Raw genomic sequence first — 15,356 nt, forward strand, 5'->3', positions numbered from 1 at the left:
TCCTGAGCCAAGCAACACCATGAAGCCCTGACTTGTTCAGGGCTTTTTTATGCACGATGCATTGCCACTTTTTGAAGCACATCACATTAAGCACCTCGCCCAGAAAGGTTCGGATCGCATCACCAATGCTGTAGCCTTGTGCCCCAATTGCGATCAGCGTTGTCACCGGTCGAGTGACCGGGATGCTTTCACCGAGGGGCTTTACGCCAAGGTCGGAAGATTGGCACGGGAGTAAACGCCTGATGTCACACCTGATGCACGCTCAAAAATACCAGATAGGACCGAGGCCACCCCGTGAACCCAGACATGCTCGAAGCCGGCCCCGTAGACGCCAAAGTACTTTCCGTCTTTGACTTCGACGGCACCCTCACCCACCACGACAGTTTCGTGCCCTTCCTCAGGTTTGCCTTTGGCCCTGGTGAGTTTTATGGCCGGATGGCCAAGCTGGCGGTGCCCGGGCTGCGTTTTTTGGTACGGCAGATCAGCCGGGATGAGTTGAAGGCGCAGTTGATCCGCACCTTTATGACCGGGGTGGAGAAGGCGTGGGTGCAGCAGCAGGCTGAGGCGTATTGCCAGCGCACTTGGAGCAAGTTGATGCGCCCAAGTGGTTTGCAGTCGGTAGCGGATGAGGTGAAGTCCGGGGCGGTGGTGACCTTGTGTTCGGCGTCGCCGGCGTTGGTGTTGCAGCCGTTTGCGAATCGGCTGGGGATCAAGTTGATCGGCACTGAGCTTGAGGTGGTTGACGGGGTGTTGACCGGTAAGCTCACGGGCAACAATTGCCGCTGTGAGAACAAGGTGCTGCGGCTTGAGGCGGTGTATGGGGATTTGGGCGAGTATCGGCTGCGGGCCTGGGGCGATACGCGTGGGGATCGGGAGCTGTTGGCGGCGGCGCAGGATGCGCATTTTCGGCATTTTCATTCGAAGAAGAAGCAGCGCAAGTTGCAGCGGTGATGCAGGTAGATGGGGTTGGCAGATGGGCCGAGTCGATCCCATCGTGTATGGCGGCTACCTCATCGACCGCCTGGAAAAGCGCAAGCTGCTGATCCTGGCCATGCGCTCAAGCGCCACCGGTTTTCTGTTGCTGACCTGATCATCTACCCCTCGGAGTTCCTGTTGATCGACACCATCGCCCCTGACGTCCTGCGCGGCAGCTATTACGGGGCGCAGAACCTGGCGGCATTCGGTGGGGCAATGAGCCCGGTGATTTGTGGGTATTTGCTGATCAACGCAGCCCCCGTGAGCATGTTCTATACCTTGGGCGCACTGAAGGCCATTGGCGGGACGCTGTGCTTCTTGAGCGGGCGATGCGTTGCAGGTTCTTGCTGATATTTACGTAGGATCCGGCTATTAATAGCCAAACTTCTCAAGGACCCGAGCCCCATGAAATTCGACACGGCCTACAGCCTGAGTCTCGATGACAAGCTGTCGATCTACGATGTACGAGACCTGAATTTCGACGAAACCACCGATTTCGATTCCGATAAAGACACCTTCTTTTGCCCCAATGATGCCTGCCGCGCTGCGTTTGATACGGACAATGCGCTGAGTACCTTCAACGCCAAGAACGTCAACTACCTGCGCACACCGCACTTCAAGAACAAAACCGGCACCCGGCATATCGACGGCTGCCGCTATGCCAGCACCCACAAGACCGCTGCGGGCGAACATGACGACGAGCGCGAGGAAAATTTCCCCTCCGAATTTGTGCTGACGCGCCGTCAGTACGAACGTAAAACCCCCGTCGTCGGCACCGAGGGCAGTGCCCCACAAGAACCGACAAAAGCGCCTTCAAGCCGTTCGCCTACGTCCCACAGCAGCAACAACGACACCACCCCGGACAGAACCAGCGTGTTCGCCCACCCGGTGGAATGCTACGTGTCAAATATCGACGACAAGGACAAGCTCAAGGCCATGCCCTTGAAGATCGGCGAACATACCGCAACCTACTGGACGTTTTTCAAGAAGATCGAATACCTGCAAGACAACAAGGGGTTGATCTACTGGGGCAAGATCAAAGCCATCAAGGACTACACCAGCAGCTTTCGCATCGACTTCGAAAAGAAGGTGTGGCTCGACAAAAAGCCCTATTCGGTCAACGTCTACCTGAGCAAAAAACTGATCGAGAACTACCGCAAGCGCACGGCGTTCCTGGAACAGATAAAGACGGCGGCCAGCAGTGAGCGGGCGTTGTATTGCTTCTTCTATGGGGTTACGCCGCAGCTCAAACAGGTGCCCAGCCAAAAGAATCCCGAGCAGACATTCGGGGTGTTCAGCGCGAATATTGAAAACCTGGATCACCTGATTATTCGGGAGCTACCAGGGGCCGAGTAATCGAGCTGAAAGGCGGTCGAAAAAAATCCAGTTGATGAGCGGTACAAACAACTGTACAAAAACACAGTATAGTTTGCCCTCCCCCGTCGAACCTGGAGAACCCCCATGTCCTCTCTGGCAATGAGCTCTTTCGTAGATCAACAGATCGTCCTGCACCAATTCACCGCCAAGCACAGCGTGCAGGCCCGCGCGATGCTGGGCTGGAGCCGTGAAGACCTGTCCCGCCAGGCTGGCGTGGCGGTGGAGGCCATTCAACAATTCGAGAACCACGGCGAGGTGGACGATGACGTCTGCCTGAGCCTGGCGTTTCGCCTCGAGGCGCAAGGGTTGGTGTTTTTCCCGGGCTTTGCACCGGGGTGGGGCATGAGCGCGCGCCGGTTTGAGCCTGCACCGGCCGGGCCTGCGGCACACGGCATCATCTCGCGCCTGATGGGCTCAACAACGACATCAATTGACTCACCAACCCCTCAACCGAATGGTGCGTAGAGTCCAGCCGGATCACCGGGCAACTCAGCGGTTTCAACCAGCTTTCATGCCGCCGCAAGCTACGTAGGCTGTGGTTGCCGTCATCGTAACGTGCGGCCCAAGCCAGGAAGGCGAGACTGTTTTGATACCGGTTGCCGCCCTCCAGGACCTGCTCGCCATAGCGTTGCACTTCCCGCTGGCGCAAGCGGTGCAGGCGTACTTCAGGGTCCAGGCGCAGGAACACCACATGGGTGAACTGCGGGATCACGCCGTCGCCCCAGCCACAGAGTGAGCCGGATAGCACCCAGCCCTCATGACCGGCGGTGTGCTCTTGCAGCAAACGGATGCGTTCATCCCGAGGCCGGGCGACGGTGAAAGGGTCTGGTGTTTGCTGCCAGTAATAGAAATCCGAGTCGAAATAGGCAACGCCCAGGCGTTCGGCCATAGCCTTGCCCAAGGTGGTGGTGCCGGCACCGGCAGCGCCGAGAATGTGGATTCTGTAGTTGTCCATGGCTTGCGCCCATAGCATTGCGTGTCATCCGTAACGGCGTCGGGCCTGCAATTGCACTGTCCAGCGCCCCCTGTGCGACGGCTTGAGCAACCTCTGCTGTGCGTCGTCAGCAGAGGTTGAGCAACACTCAGGTGCTGGCTGCTGGCCCCTCAACCGCTTCATCGGCATTTACGGGTGCCGGCGTGTAGGGCGCTCCAGCCAGGAATGCTGGTTCTCTGATCGCCTGCGTCGCTTGTTCATAACCATAGGCAACCGACAGTAATGTGGCCTCGCTGTTGCCCGAACCGTGAAAGTAAAGTGCCGTCGGCATACCTTCATCGTCCATTCCAGACGGTACCGATATGCCTGGGTAACCTGCTGCTGCGCTGAAAAAATAGTTGTATGAGTGGAAATTCGACACCATGGCGTCGAGCTTGTGCGCCTTGATCGGGTCATCGATGGTTTTCTGGAAAATGGGGATGATGGTCTCCCACAACTGATCGCGCTGATCCTGTGTTGTCTCCAGGCTGTTGATCAGCTCCAATAATTTCTGATCAGGCTCACCGGGCTTATGGTGACGTTTATTGAAAGCAATCAGCTCCGAAAGCGATTTGACTGGTAAACCTTCCCGCCCAGCCAGGTAATCTTCCAGCTTTTGCTTCACCTCTGAGAACAATGCGTCGTTGTAAGTCTGGAAGCTCTCGTCAGCAACACCATCGTCCAGGCGCCCCACCGGCACCAGGATCGCACCTTGGGACTTCAACACCTCAAGCGCATCCTTGTAGTGCTTACTGTCCGCCCGCTTCGCGGGGTCCCTGGCCTCTTCCGCGGACAACTCAGGCACCGGCGTGTAGCCAATTCGCTTACCTTTCAAGGCATCGGAGCGCAGGCCAGCGGTGTAGGCAGTGGTCTCGGTCATTGCATTAAGCGCTTCTGCCGCATCGCAGACAGTACGCGTGAAAGTGCCCACCGCATCCAGACGTGAACTGGTCATGATGCCTTCGGTACTGAGCAGCCCCACCGTGGTTTTCAGGCCGAAAACGCCGTTGCAGGCGGCTGGAGCGATGACCGATCCGTTGGTCTCCAACCCTAACGCCAAAGGCACATGCCCCTGGGCAACCGCCACGGCAGAACCGGAACTCGACCCCGCCACCGGCCCTCCCAGGCGGTGTGGGTTCAGCGTCTGGCCACCTCGGGAACTCCACCCATCCGCCGGTGATTCAGAGCGGAAGTTGGACAGTTCACTCATGTTGGTTTTACCCACAATCACTACCCCGGCCTTCAGCAGGTTGTCCACGACCCTGGCATTTTTTGTCGCGGGCGCCCCCACCAAGGCTCTGGAGCCTGCACTTGTCTGCATGCGGTCCTTGGTTTCGAATACATCTTTCAGCGCTATCGGCACGCCGTGCAAGTAGCCACGCACGTGGCCTTTGAAACGTTCCTGATCGCGGGCCTTTGCCTCCGTCAGGGCATCGGGGTTAGTTTCAACAAACGCGTTGCCGCCCTGTAGTCCACGATCAATATTGGCAATTTGCCTGAATGAGTTCTTCACGAGCGACTCGGAGGTGACCCCTTGCTTGGCCATTTCCTCTGACATTTGGCAAGCACTCTTGAAGCCTTGCGCAGGATTAGAAAGTGCCTGGAACAGCCCTGTTGCCAACCCACCGGTCAAACTTGATCCAATCATAAAGCCCCCTAACGTGACTGAATGTGAGAGCTATCGGCCGATAACCCGACACCAGTCTAAGCAGCTGTTCACGCAGCTCTATTAAGGGGAATCCCGCTCCACGGTATGATCATTCCGCTCCTGACGTAGGAACCAATGCTGGGATGAGCTGACGGTAAGTTCGCAACAGAACAGTCAGGCGATCGCCCGCCCAGCGCGCGCCATAAAACCAAAACCGGGTCCCATCCTCCAGCGTTTCGCAGACACTCGGGTAGCCACTGCTGCATGCGCGATGAAACGCGGTACTCAGGCCGTCGGACACCAAGGCATCGAGACGGTGGCCCGTCACAAGCTCATCGATTTCATTGTGGGTTTGAAGGTTGAATTGAAAGGTGTCATCTCCCCGTTGCGCGTCCACCTCGACCAATCGCGCACCGGCCTGGCGCAGGATATCGAAGACGGTGTGCATCTCTGCGCGGTGTTCGACGGGCTCGATATGATCACCGCGTACATACTGGCCGGCGTAGCCGATACGCCACCCCGCCAGCAACATGGAGGCGGAAAAGGTGGTGTTATTCAGCACCAGAGGGACCTCCACCATCACCGGCCCGGTGGGGTCGACCCCACTCATGGCGATGAGGGATAAAGCAGGGTCTCGTACAGGCCTTATCATCGGGGCCAGCGCGTTGTAGCCGGGTATGAGCGCAACGTGCTCAAGGTGCTCGGTACCGAAGACGATCGAACCATGGCCAGCGCCATCGGTTTTCGAAGGGGTCGTGCAAGCGCCCGTGTCGACGGCATCCACAGGCATGGGCGATAGCTGCCCTGGGCGACAAGGCAGACCAGCTTGCCAATACTTCTTACATTTGTCGTCCATCAAAGCAGGCCCTCGAAAATAAATTTCCGGGGATCATCGCACTCTCATCTTACGTTTGTCGCAGGGCCGAAACATCCTGAAAACTCCTTTTTCCAGACGCCCTTGTTTCAGCCCACTGCGTGCTCCTTCACACGCTGAGCCTCTACATCCAACCACCAGGCATGCCCGCGTTCGGGCTGGTTCAGGCGAAACGCCTGCCCCATCGCCGGGGTGGTAATCGATACGTTGCGCTCCCAGGCCAGGGCCATGATGCGGTCGAACGGTTCATGCCAAGCGTGAAACGCCAGGTCGAAAGTGCCGTTGTGAATCGGCAGCAGCCAGCGGCCCTTGAGATCGATATGCGCCTGTAGCGTTTGCTCCGGCTGCATGTGCACGTGGGGCCAGTCGACGTTGTAGGCTCCGGTTTCCATCAGCGTCAGGTCGAACGGCCCGTATTGCTCGCCAATGCGTTTGAAACCGTCGAAATAGCCAGTGTCGCCGCTGAAGAAAATCCGCCGCGCATCGTCGATCATCACCCAGGAACACCACAGGGTCTGGTTGCTATCAAACAGACCGCGCCCGGAAAAATGCTGCGCGGGCGTAGCGACAAACCGAATGCCATCGACCTCGGTACCCTGCCACCAATCCAACTGCCGTACTTTGCTGGCGTCCACCCCCCATTTGACCAGCGTGTCGCCTACGCCCAGGGGCGCAAGGAAGTGGCGCGTCTTGTCGGCCAACTGGACCACGGCCTTGCGGTCGAGATGGTCGTAATGATTGTGGGAAAGAATCACCGCTTCCAACGCAGGCAATTCTTCCAGGCTGATGGGTGGCTGATGGAAACGCTTGGGGCCAGCCCAACTGAAGGGTGAAGCACGCTCGGCAAACACCGGGTCAGTGACCCAGAATTTGCCACGCATTTTCAGCAGCACGGTCGAATGCCCCAGTCGGAACACGCTGTGATCCGGCGCGGCCAGCAACTGCTCACGGGTCAGCGGATGTACCGGGATGTTCCCCACAGGCCGTGTGGTGCGCGGCTTGTTGAACAGCATGTTCCAGAAAATTCGTAACGTTTTGCCAAAGCCGCCACGCGGCACCGGCGCGTCGTTGCTGAAGAGCCCTGGGTCTTGTTCGGCAGGTTTTGGCGTCGCCGGCGTTGGGTCAAGATGGGATGAAATCGTGGCCATTACAGAGTGACTCCTACGGTCCGCTCATGAACTACACTGCACAGTGTAGTTTCTAGATTGCAACAAAACCCTGAGCAAGTAAACTGCCGAGTGTAATTTCATCTTTGAGCCCAATGCCCTCCCATGACTGCCCCTCAGCGCCTCACCGACCGTAAACGCGAAGCCATCGTGGCCGCCGCCATCGCCGAATTTCGGGCTAACGGGTTCGAGGTCACCAGCATGGACAAAATCGCCGCCACCGCCGGCGTTTCCAAGCGCACGGTGTACAACCACTTTCCCAGCAAGGAAGAGCTGTTCGCAGAAATCCTCCACCAATTGTGGGCCAGCAGTGTCGCCCAACTGGACGTGAGCTACGCTCCCGACCGCCCGCTACGCGACCAACTGCGCGGGTTGCTGGAGGCGAAGATGCAGATGATGTCGGACGCCAATTTCCTTGACCTGGCCCGCGTGGCGATTGCTGCCACCATCCATTCGCCGGAGCGCGCGCAAGACATGGTCAACCGCCTGAGCAAGCGCGAAGAAGGCTTTACCCTGTGGGTACGCGCGGCCCAGGAAGATGGTCGCCTCCGTTGCACCGACCCGGCTTTCGCAGCCCACCAGATCCAGAGCCTGCTCAAAGCCTTTGCGTTCTGGCCGCAAATCACCCTGGGCCAACCCACTCTCGACGCCGCCGCCCAGGCCGGGGTTATCGAATCGGCGATCGATCTGTTCCTCGCCGGCTATGAAGTCCGCACGCCCCACCCTTAGTAAACCGGTTGCACAAGCGACATTCCGGGTCGCTTTTGGCGTATCCATACGCTGTTCTGCACAAATGGCCTGGAAGGACACTGATTATTCCCACGCGAATAATCGACAATATTCACATCTATTATCCGATCAACGGTTTTACCCGCTGACGCGCGCTGTTGTATCTGCAAAAAAGAGCTGAACCAGGACACTATGGAAAACAGACGAGGCAAAGGGCTTTCATTTGCCAGGCGTATCTACAAGCCAAGGATCATCGGCCTGGGTATCGGTTGCATCAGCGTCACTGGCGCTCTGTATCCCTTGTCGATGCCCGGTTGGGTCTGGGCACTCTTGTTGTTCAATGGCTATGTCTGGCCCCATGCGGCATACCTGATCTCGACCCGCTCGCTTTTTCCCTACCAAGCCGAACAACGCAACATGCTGTATGACTCGTTGCTGGGCGGTTTCTGGGCGGCGGCCACCCAGTTCACGCCACTGACGGCGGTCACCATTCTGTCGATGATGGCCATGAACAACGTCGCGGCCGGCGGCAAACGCCTGTTCCTGCGCGGGCTATTGGCACAAGCCGCCGGTACCGGTGTGGCCTGGGGGCTGTTCGGTATTGAGTTCAACCCCAACGTCAGCCTCACCGAGGTCTATACGTCCTTGCCGATGCTGACGCTCTATCCGATGGCCATCGGCATGGTCTGCTACCAGTTGGCGATCAAACTGTCAGAACATAAACGTGCCCTCAGTGCCTTGAGTCGCATCGACAGCCTCACCGGCCTGCTCAACCATGGTTCGTGGAAAGACCTGCTGAACCTCAAGTTCCATAAATGCCAGCAACAACAAGGCCAAGCCACCATCGCCTTGATCGATATCGACCACTTCAAGCAGATCAATGACACCCACGGCCATATCATCGGTGATGCGGTACTGCAGCATGTGAGCCGAGAGTTACGTCAGCACCTGAGGGAAAACGACTTGGCCGGCCGTTACGGAGGCGATGAGTTCTGTGTGATTCTTCCGCAAATGCGCCTGGAGGAAGCGGCGCAGGTCATGGAACACCTACGCGAAACCTTCAGCAACTATCACAACCCGCAGGTTCCCGGGCTGCGCGTGAGCCTGAGTATCGGCCTGGCGGACTTCCACCCCTCCTTCAGCGATGCCGTCATGTGGCTCAACGCCGCGGACCGTGCGCTGTACGTCGCCAAGAACACAGGCCGCAACCGGGTGCATGCCAGCGACTGCAGAGTCGCCCGTTCCGCCTGAGTTGTCCTACAACACCTCGTCTGAATCTACTCCCGACACCTAGCAGCAATAGCATAATGCCGCCATTGGTCACCTCGCCAAAAATGGTTCTCCCCACGGGACGAACTTATGGGCAGGCGAGTGACTCTGAAACCGTTGTTCCCCCCCTCTGTCAGCACCAGGAAGCTGGCAATGAGCAAGTCAACCGTGAGGCCGTGGGCCCTACGGGGTCAGGCGCATTTACATGGATACCTCATACACTTGCGTGCCCGAGCCCTCCAACATGCTATTTAACGCCCACAAAAAAGCCATCAATACCCTGCAACACACCAATGCCCAACAAGCCAGCCTGCTGGACGCCATCGAGCGCTCCATGGCCGTCATCGAATTCGACCTGCAAGGCACTGTGCTACGGGCCAATGACAACTTCTTCAAGACCATGGGCTACCGTGCCGAACAGGTTGTGGGCCAGCCTCACCGGATGTTCTGCACACCGGCCTTCGCCCGCAGCGCCGAGTACAACCAACTGTGGACGCAATTACGCAATGGCCAGTTCCAGTCGGGCACTTTTGAACGAGTGGGCGGCAACGGTCAATCGGTGTGGCTGGAGGCCAGCTACAACCCGGTACGTGATGACGCGGGCCGTGTGATCAAAGTGGTGAAGTACGCCATGGACGTCACCCCGCGCCTGCAGGCCGAAAGTGAGGCCAACGCCAAGCTGCAAGCCATCGACCGGGCCATGGCGATGATCGAGTTCAACCTCGATGGCACCATCATCAGCGCCAATGCGAACTTCCTGCAGCGCATGGGCTACAGCCTCGCGCAGATCCAGGGCAAGCATCATCGTCTGTTCTGCAAGCCGGAGCTGGCCAGCAGCTCGACCTACAGTGAGTTCTGGAAACGCTTGAACCAGGGCGAGATGTTCAGCGGCCAGTTCGAGCGTATCGACAAGAATGGCCAAACGGTATGGCTCGAAGCCAACTACAACCCGGTGTACGATGCGGGCGGACGCCTGTGCAAGGTGGTGAAGTTCGCCTCTGATATCACCGCCAGGGTGCAACAACATGCCGCCGACGCCGCAAGCGCCACCCAGGCGTATCACATCTCCCTGCATACCCGGGACATTGCTGAAAAAGGTGCCCAGGTGATCCAGCAAACGGCCAGCGGCATGCGCGAAATTGCCGCCGACATCGATGCTTCTTCGCAACTGATCGCCAAGCTGGGTGACCGCTCGCAGCAGATCACCGCCATCGTCAACACGATTCGCGGTATCGCCGACCAGACCAACCTGCTGGCCCTCAACGCCGCCATCGAAGCGGCACGAGCCGGCGAGCAAGGTCGTGGCTTTGCCGTGGTCGCCGATGAAGTGCGGCAATTGGCGGCGCGCACCAGCGGTTCCACCGCCGAGATTTCCGACATGATCGCCATGATCCAAGAGGAAACGCGACAAGCCATCGACAGCATGGACGCCACCCGCGACCGCGCCGCCCAAGGTGTCGAACTGGCCAATCAGGCGGGCACGGTGATCCTGCACATTCGCGAAGGTACGGGCGAGGCGGTACAGGCGGTCAGTGCGTTTGCCAATGAACGAGGCAACAACTGACCGGTTCTTCATGCGCCTGACAGGAGGCTCGGTCTATAGTGTTGATTGTCTTTGCATTCAACACTCGAGCCCTCCATGACCCCAGACAAACCAGAAGCCGCCCCCGTCGATCACCTGCGTTTCCACCGAGGCCACGCCCACCTGGCACCAACCTTTGGCAATGACACCTTTGCCCTCAAGGCCGAAGCCTTCGCGCGCTTCTTTGGTACACCGACCTTCCTCGGCGCGCAGACGGCAATCGTGGTGTTGTGGGTGGTGTTGAACGTCACCGGCATCACCCACTTCGACGTCTACCCGTTCATCCTGCTCAACCTGGCCTTCAGCCTGCAATCGGCCTACGCCGCGCCCCTGATCCTGCTGGCCCAGACACGCCAGGCCGCTCGCGACAAGGCCCAGTCCGACGCCGATGCACAGCACCGCGAAGCCATCGCCATCGCCAACACCGAACGCCAGGCCCAGGCCGCGCAGACCAACAAACAAATGCTGGAGCTGTTGGAGCAAAACACCCGGCTGACGGAAATGACCAAGCAATTGACCGAGCGTATTGAAACCCTGACGTGCGAAATGCATGAGCAGTTTATGCGAAAAACCTAACGCCGCGGCCACCTTACGTGGCTGCCCAACTCATCAAACAACGCCACCACCGAACGCAGCGCCCGGCAATCGGAGCGCGTCAATAACCACAGCGCCGTGTCACGTCCCGCCAATGCGGGGCTCAGTGGCTGCAACCCCTCCCCGATTAGAAAATCCGGCAACGCCGCAACCCCCAACCCCGCGCGCACCAGTTCGGTCACCGACAGCATGCTGTTGCAGCGATAACTGGGACGCACGCCTGGCAACTGCTCACGGCGCCAGACGACGGTGGGATGATCGGGCAAGAAGTCATCCGGTGCGATCCAGGCCAGGTCGGCCAACGCGCGGCCTTCGTGCTGACGGGCATACCCGGCACTGGCGCATACTTGATACGCCACCGTCCCCAGGCAACGTCCGACAAGGTGTTCCGGCGGCGTCTTGGTCAGGCGTAGGGCAATATCCGCGTCGCGGCGACTGAGGTTGGCGAAATCATTGGAGGTGCTCAGTTCCAGGCTCAACGCTGGGTACCCGGGCATGAACTGCGCCAGCGCAGGCAGCAGCAAGCCTTGTAACACCGAGTCGGTGCAGGTCAGGCGCACCGTGCCGCTGATCACTTCACCGCCTTGCTCCACACCAATGCGTGCGGCCTCCAGGGCCTGTTCGGCACACTCGGCCTGCTGCGCCAGATTGCTCGCCAGGCTGGTGGGCAAATAACCGCTGCGGCATTTTTCAAACAGGGTCTGGCCCAGGGCAGCCTCCAGCCGCCGTACCGCACGGAATACGGTGGAGACATCCACCCGCAACAACGCCGCTGCCCGCGCCAAGGTGCCGCCGCGCACCAAGGCGAGGATCAACGACAGGTCGGGGTAGTCGATCTGATAGTGCGTAGCTGCATTGAGCATATGGGTAAACGCCAATATTGATTGCACGAACGCCAATCTATAGTGCGCATCAGGACACCACAAGCCATGGGATGCACACGATGAAAACCACCCACCTGCACCTCGCCCTGATCGGCGATTACGACCCTGATGTTACTGCGCACCAGGCTATCGCTGTGGCCCTGCGGCAGGCGGCCGAGGCCCTTGACCTGAGCGTTCACGTCCAATGGCTCGACACCGATACACTCACCACCACCGACCATTTGCACGCCTTCGACGGCTTTTGGTGTGTGCCCGCCAGCCCCTATCGCGACACCGACGGCGCACTGCGGGCGATACGCTTTGCCCGTGAGCAGCGGCGCCCTTTCCTGGGTACCTGCGGTGGTTTTCAGCACGCGGTGCTGGAATATGCCCGCAACGTGCTCGGTTGGTCCGATGCCGAGCATGGCGAGCTGGCCCCAGACGCCAAACGTGCCGTGATCACACCGCTGACGTGCAGCCTGGTAGAAGCCACCGACACCGTGCGCCTGGTGCCCTACACGCGTATTGCCCAAGCCTACGGCACGCTGGATGTCCACGAGGGCTATCACTGCCGCTACGGCATCAACCCCGAGTTTGCCAATGCGCTGCTTGAGGGCGACCTGATCCCCAGCGGCCACGACTCGGCGGGTGATCTGCGTGCGGTGGAATTGCTTGATCACCCGTTCTTCGTCGCCACGTTGTTCCAACCCGAACGCGCCGCACTCCAGGGCACCACACCCGCGTTGGCGCTGGCGTTACTCAACGCCTGCCAGGAGGCATCGGTATGATCGCCAAGACCCCCGCCCCACCCTACTACGCCGTGATTTTCAGCTCATTGCGCACCGACGGCGACCAAGGTTATGGCCAGGCCGCCACCCGCATGCTGGAACTGGCGCACGAACAACCGGGCTTTCTCGGCGTGGAATCGGCGCGCGAGGATGGCCTGGGGATTACCGTGTCCTATTGGGACAGCGAAGCCGCGATTCTGGCGTGGAAACAGCAGGTCGAACATCGGGCCGTACGTGAACAAGGGCGCTCCACCTGGTACAGCGCGTTTCATACGCGCGTGTGCAGGGTGGAGCGGGCCTACGGTTTTGATGCGAATTAACTCACCAGACTGCGTAACGCACTGATCTGCGGGATCTCCACGCGACGCATATACACCCGCAGTGGCTCGGTGATGTTGATGCGGTCGTCAATGTTCTGATCCAGCAGTAACTGGATGCGTTCACGGGACAAGGTCATGGTGTGATCGGCTGCGGGTAGCCAGACAAACTCAGCGGTGGGGATGATGCCGTCATCGGCTACGTCCATGCCAAAGGCATCTTCGCTGAAACGCACGATGTACTGGCCAGTCTTGCGGTTGAGGCCGACGAAACCATGGAGTTGGTCGGCCGCCTGGCAGATGAGCTCGGAAGTGATGCGCATGGTAAACCTCACTGAAAAGTCCCACAGGGACTGGAAAGATGGTTTACACGCATGGCAGAAAAATACTGCCCTCTAATGGGGCAGCTTCGACCAAGAATACTGCAACGCCCCGCAAAAAAACCCAAAAAATTGGCCCGTGCACACGTTAATGTCGGTTTGGTGATGGCGCCTTTCGCAATCAATTGTTAAAAAGGACGCCTTCTCAAAGTTACCTACACGAAAGGACTTCGCATATGCCTGTCACGTTTACCAACGGCCCGGTGCCAGCCACTATAGGGAGCACCTTGCTGCTGGCGCTGATGCTCGGCTTTGGCCCTGCACAGGCTGCCGACCCGATCAGCCCGGCTGAATTGGCAACAAACGAAGGCATCCCATACCCGGCCGTCATTGCTCACCGTGGCGCTTCCTACGACGCTCCCGAATCCACCGCAGCGGCCTACAAGCTCGCCCGCGACCTGGGTGCCGACTACCTGGAAATGGACCTGCAGCGCAGTAAAGACGGCGTACTGTTCGCCCTGCACGACAACAATCTGCAGCGCACCACCGACGTGGCCACCAAGTTTCCCGAGCGCAAGGACAGCCCGGCCAACGAATTCACCTGGGCCGAACTGCGCACCCTGGACGCCGGCAGCTGGTTCAACGCCGCCTACCCGGATCGCGCCCGCCCCGCATTCGTCGGCCTGAGAATCCAGAGCCTGGACGAAATCATCAAGATCGCCGAAGGCAACCCGCAGCACAAACCCGGCCTGTACATCGAGACCAAGGAGCCCAAGCAGTTCCCGGGTATCGAAGCCGACCTGAAGAACAAGTTGCTGGATAAAGGCTGGTTGAGTTCGGCCGGCTCCAAACTGGGCAAAAGCAACACCGGTGTGGGCCAGGACAAAGGCCGTGTCGTACTGCAGACATTTGAAAAAGACAGCTTGAAAGAGCTGCAAAAAGAAATGCCCAACACCCCGAAAATCCTGCTGTTGTGGGTTGGCCCAGGCAGCATCGAGCCCAAATCCACGCAGACGTTCGCAGAGTCCGGCGAACCGACCAAAGCCGCCTACTACGCCAAGCAAGAGCCGAAGGACGCTGCCGAGTTCGAGAAATGGGTCGACGAGGCCAAGAGCCTGGGCGCCATCGGCACGGGCCCCTCGGCCGAGCTGACCAACCACGGCGACCAGAGCTACACCGACTTGGTGAAGCCTGAAATGAACCAACTGACCCACGACAAGGGCCTGTTGGTGCACGTGTACACCGTCGATGAGCCGGTGGACTTCGAAAAAGTGATGAAGGCCGGCGTCGATGGCATCTTCACCAACCGCGCCGCTGAACTGCTCAAGTTCTATAAGCGCTGGCCGTCATCAAGCGTGCAGGATCTGCTGAAGGACAATGGCTACTGAGTGAAGCCCCAATGGTCAGGCCACCTCGGTGTCGGGGAGTGACTACGGCCTGATCCTCGGCGATCAGATTGAGCAGACGGCGCAACGGCTTGAACTAATTAAGGGTGGATTAAGTTGCGCGGACTAACCTGATCCCACTTAAACAGCTCAGCCAAAAGGAAACACCATGAAAACGTTGACCGCTTTGTTTGCCGCCACTGCCCTGACCCTGACCACCGGCCTGGCTCAGGCGGATGTTCGCCCGGACCATATCGAGGGCCTGCTCAAATCCGGCGCCGTGAAGCCATTCGAGCAACTCAACGCCGCTGCACTCGCCAAACACGCGGGCGCCACGATTACCGACACCGAGCTGGACCACAAAAACGGTGTGCTGGTGTACGAGGTCGACCTGACCGATACCGCCGGCAAGAAGTTTGAAGTGAAACTCGATGCCAAGACCGGTGCCGTGTTGGAAGACAAGCAAGACGCTTGAGTCGACCTGAAAAAAAACGCC

Annotated in this window: 17 protein-coding genes and 2 pseudogenes; 13 read left to right on the forward strand and 6 right to left on the reverse strand. The window is 59.0% G+C overall.

All coding sequences use genetic code 11. The features are described 5' to 3' along the window. Window positions 1–73: 73 nt before the first annotated feature. The 5 genes and pseudogenes from M5B43_RS24380 to M5B43_RS24400 form a co-directional block, all read left to right on the forward strand. A pseudogene (locus M5B43_RS24380) lies at window positions 74–235 on the forward strand (HNH endonuclease); the annotation flags it as partial. A gap of 59 nt (window positions 236–294) precedes the next feature. Next, the gene (locus M5B43_RS24385; RefSeq protein ID WP_248752460.1) at window positions 295–951 is read left to right on the forward strand and encodes an HAD-IB family hydrolase; all 657 of its coding nucleotides are present in this window, start codon (window positions 295–297) and stop codon (window positions 949–951) included. Window positions 952–1,071: 120 nt separating this feature from the next. Then, window positions 1,072–1,326 (forward strand): annotated as a pseudogene (locus tag M5B43_RS24390) (MFS transporter); the annotation flags it as partial. 54 nt (window positions 1,327–1,380) lie between these two features. Then, the gene (locus M5B43_RS24395; protein WP_248752461.1) at window positions 1,381–2,331 is read left to right on the forward strand and encodes a hypothetical protein; all 951 of its coding nucleotides are present in this window, start codon (window positions 1,381–1,383) and stop codon (window positions 2,329–2,331) included. 105 nt (window positions 2,332–2,436) lie between these two features. Continuing rightward, window positions 2,437–2,817 (forward strand): helix-turn-helix transcriptional regulator, encoded by a 381-nt coding sequence (locus M5B43_RS24400; RefSeq protein ID WP_248752462.1) that lies wholly within the window; start codon window positions 2,437–2,439, stop codon window positions 2,815–2,817. Here M5B43_RS24400 and M5B43_RS24405 read toward each other — a convergent pair. From M5B43_RS24405 to M5B43_RS24420, 4 genes are all read right to left on the reverse strand, one after another. After that, the gene (locus M5B43_RS24405) at window positions 2,747–3,307 is read right to left on the reverse strand and encodes an AAA family ATPase (RefSeq protein WP_248752463.1); all 561 of its coding nucleotides are present in this window, start codon (window positions 3,305–3,307) and stop codon (window positions 2,747–2,749) included. The two genes, M5B43_RS24400 and M5B43_RS24405, sit on opposite strands and share 71 nt — an antisense overlap. A gap of 127 nt (window positions 3,308–3,434) precedes the next feature. Then, window positions 3,435–4,973, reverse strand: a complete 1,539-nt coding sequence (locus M5B43_RS24410) for an amidase family protein (protein ID WP_248752464.1) — start codon at window positions 4,971–4,973, stop codon at window positions 3,435–3,437. Window positions 4,974–5,082: 109 nt separating this feature from the next. Beyond that, window positions 5,083–5,763, reverse strand: a complete 681-nt coding sequence (locus M5B43_RS24415; protein ID WP_248752465.1) for a hypothetical protein — start codon at window positions 5,761–5,763, stop codon at window positions 5,083–5,085. 173 nt (window positions 5,764–5,936) lie between these two features. After that, a complete protein-coding gene (locus M5B43_RS24420; protein ID WP_248752466.1) occupies window positions 5,937–6,995 on the reverse strand; it encodes an MBL fold metallo-hydrolase in 1,059 nt (352 codons plus the stop codon). Window positions 6,996–7,118: 123 nt separating this feature from the next. On the opposite strand from M5B43_RS24420, the gene M5B43_RS24425 reads away from it, so the two are divergent. From M5B43_RS24425 to M5B43_RS24440, 4 genes are all read left to right on the forward strand, one after another. After that, window positions 7,119–7,742 (forward strand): TetR/AcrR family transcriptional regulator, encoded by a 624-nt coding sequence (locus M5B43_RS24425; RefSeq protein ID WP_248752467.1) that lies wholly within the window; start codon window positions 7,119–7,121, stop codon window positions 7,740–7,742. Between the two features lie 192 nt (window positions 7,743–7,934). Then, window positions 7,935–8,993: a diguanylate cyclase gene (locus tag M5B43_RS24430; protein ID WP_248752468.1), complete on the forward strand. Its 1,059-nt coding sequence runs from the start codon at window positions 7,935–7,937 to the stop codon at window positions 8,991–8,993. Window positions 8,994–9,255: 262 nt separating this feature from the next. Further along, window positions 9,256–10,575, forward strand: coding sequence for a PAS domain-containing methyl-accepting chemotaxis protein (locus tag M5B43_RS24435; RefSeq protein WP_248752514.1), 1,320 nt, complete (start codon window positions 9,256–9,258; stop codon window positions 10,573–10,575). 75 nt (window positions 10,576–10,650) lie between these two features. Continuing rightward, window positions 10,651–11,169, forward strand: coding sequence for a DUF1003 domain-containing protein (locus M5B43_RS24440; RefSeq protein ID WP_248752469.1), 519 nt, complete (start codon window positions 10,651–10,653; stop codon window positions 11,167–11,169). Here M5B43_RS24440 and M5B43_RS24445 read toward each other — a convergent pair. Beyond that, window positions 11,166–12,050, reverse strand: coding sequence for a LysR family transcriptional regulator (locus M5B43_RS24445; protein ID WP_248752515.1), 885 nt, complete (start codon window positions 12,048–12,050; stop codon window positions 11,166–11,168). The genes M5B43_RS24440 and M5B43_RS24445 overlap by 4 nt on opposite strands. 80 nt (window positions 12,051–12,130) lie before the next feature. Between M5B43_RS24445 and M5B43_RS24450 the strand changes: the two genes are divergently transcribed. Both M5B43_RS24450 and M5B43_RS24455 read left to right on the forward strand, forming a co-directional pair. Further along, window positions 12,131–12,838 (forward strand): CTP synthase, encoded by a 708-nt coding sequence (locus M5B43_RS24450; RefSeq protein ID WP_248752470.1) that lies wholly within the window; start codon window positions 12,131–12,133, stop codon window positions 12,836–12,838. Continuing rightward, window positions 12,835–13,158: an antibiotic biosynthesis monooxygenase gene (locus M5B43_RS24455; protein WP_248752471.1), complete on the forward strand. Its 324-nt coding sequence runs from the start codon at window positions 12,835–12,837 to the stop codon at window positions 13,156–13,158. Before M5B43_RS24450 ends, M5B43_RS24455 begins: the two co-directional genes overlap by 4 nt. Here the strand turns inward: M5B43_RS24455 and M5B43_RS24460 are convergent. Next, window positions 13,155–13,478 (reverse strand): DUF2025 family protein, encoded by a 324-nt coding sequence (locus tag M5B43_RS24460; protein WP_248752472.1) that lies wholly within the window; start codon window positions 13,476–13,478, stop codon window positions 13,155–13,157. The genes M5B43_RS24455 and M5B43_RS24460 overlap by 4 nt on opposite strands. A gap of 233 nt (window positions 13,479–13,711) precedes the next feature. On the opposite strand from M5B43_RS24460, the gene M5B43_RS24465 reads away from it, so the two are divergent. Together M5B43_RS24465 and M5B43_RS24470 are read left to right on the forward strand one after the other, a co-directional pair. Further along, a complete protein-coding gene (locus M5B43_RS24465; protein ID WP_248752473.1) occupies window positions 13,712–14,863 on the forward strand; it encodes a glycerophosphodiester phosphodiesterase in 1,152 nt (383 codons plus the stop codon). A 166-nt stretch (window positions 14,864–15,029) separates the two neighbouring features. Next, window positions 15,030–15,335 (forward strand): PepSY domain-containing protein, encoded by a 306-nt coding sequence (locus M5B43_RS24470; protein ID WP_248752474.1) that lies wholly within the window; start codon window positions 15,030–15,032, stop codon window positions 15,333–15,335. Window positions 15,336–15,356: the final 21 nt, after the last annotated feature.

Origin of the sequence: Pseudomonas sp. MWU15-20650 (assembly GCF_023242475.1) — a bacterium.
GTDB lineage: Bacteria > Pseudomonadota > Gammaproteobacteria > Pseudomonadales > Pseudomonadaceae > Aquipseudomonas.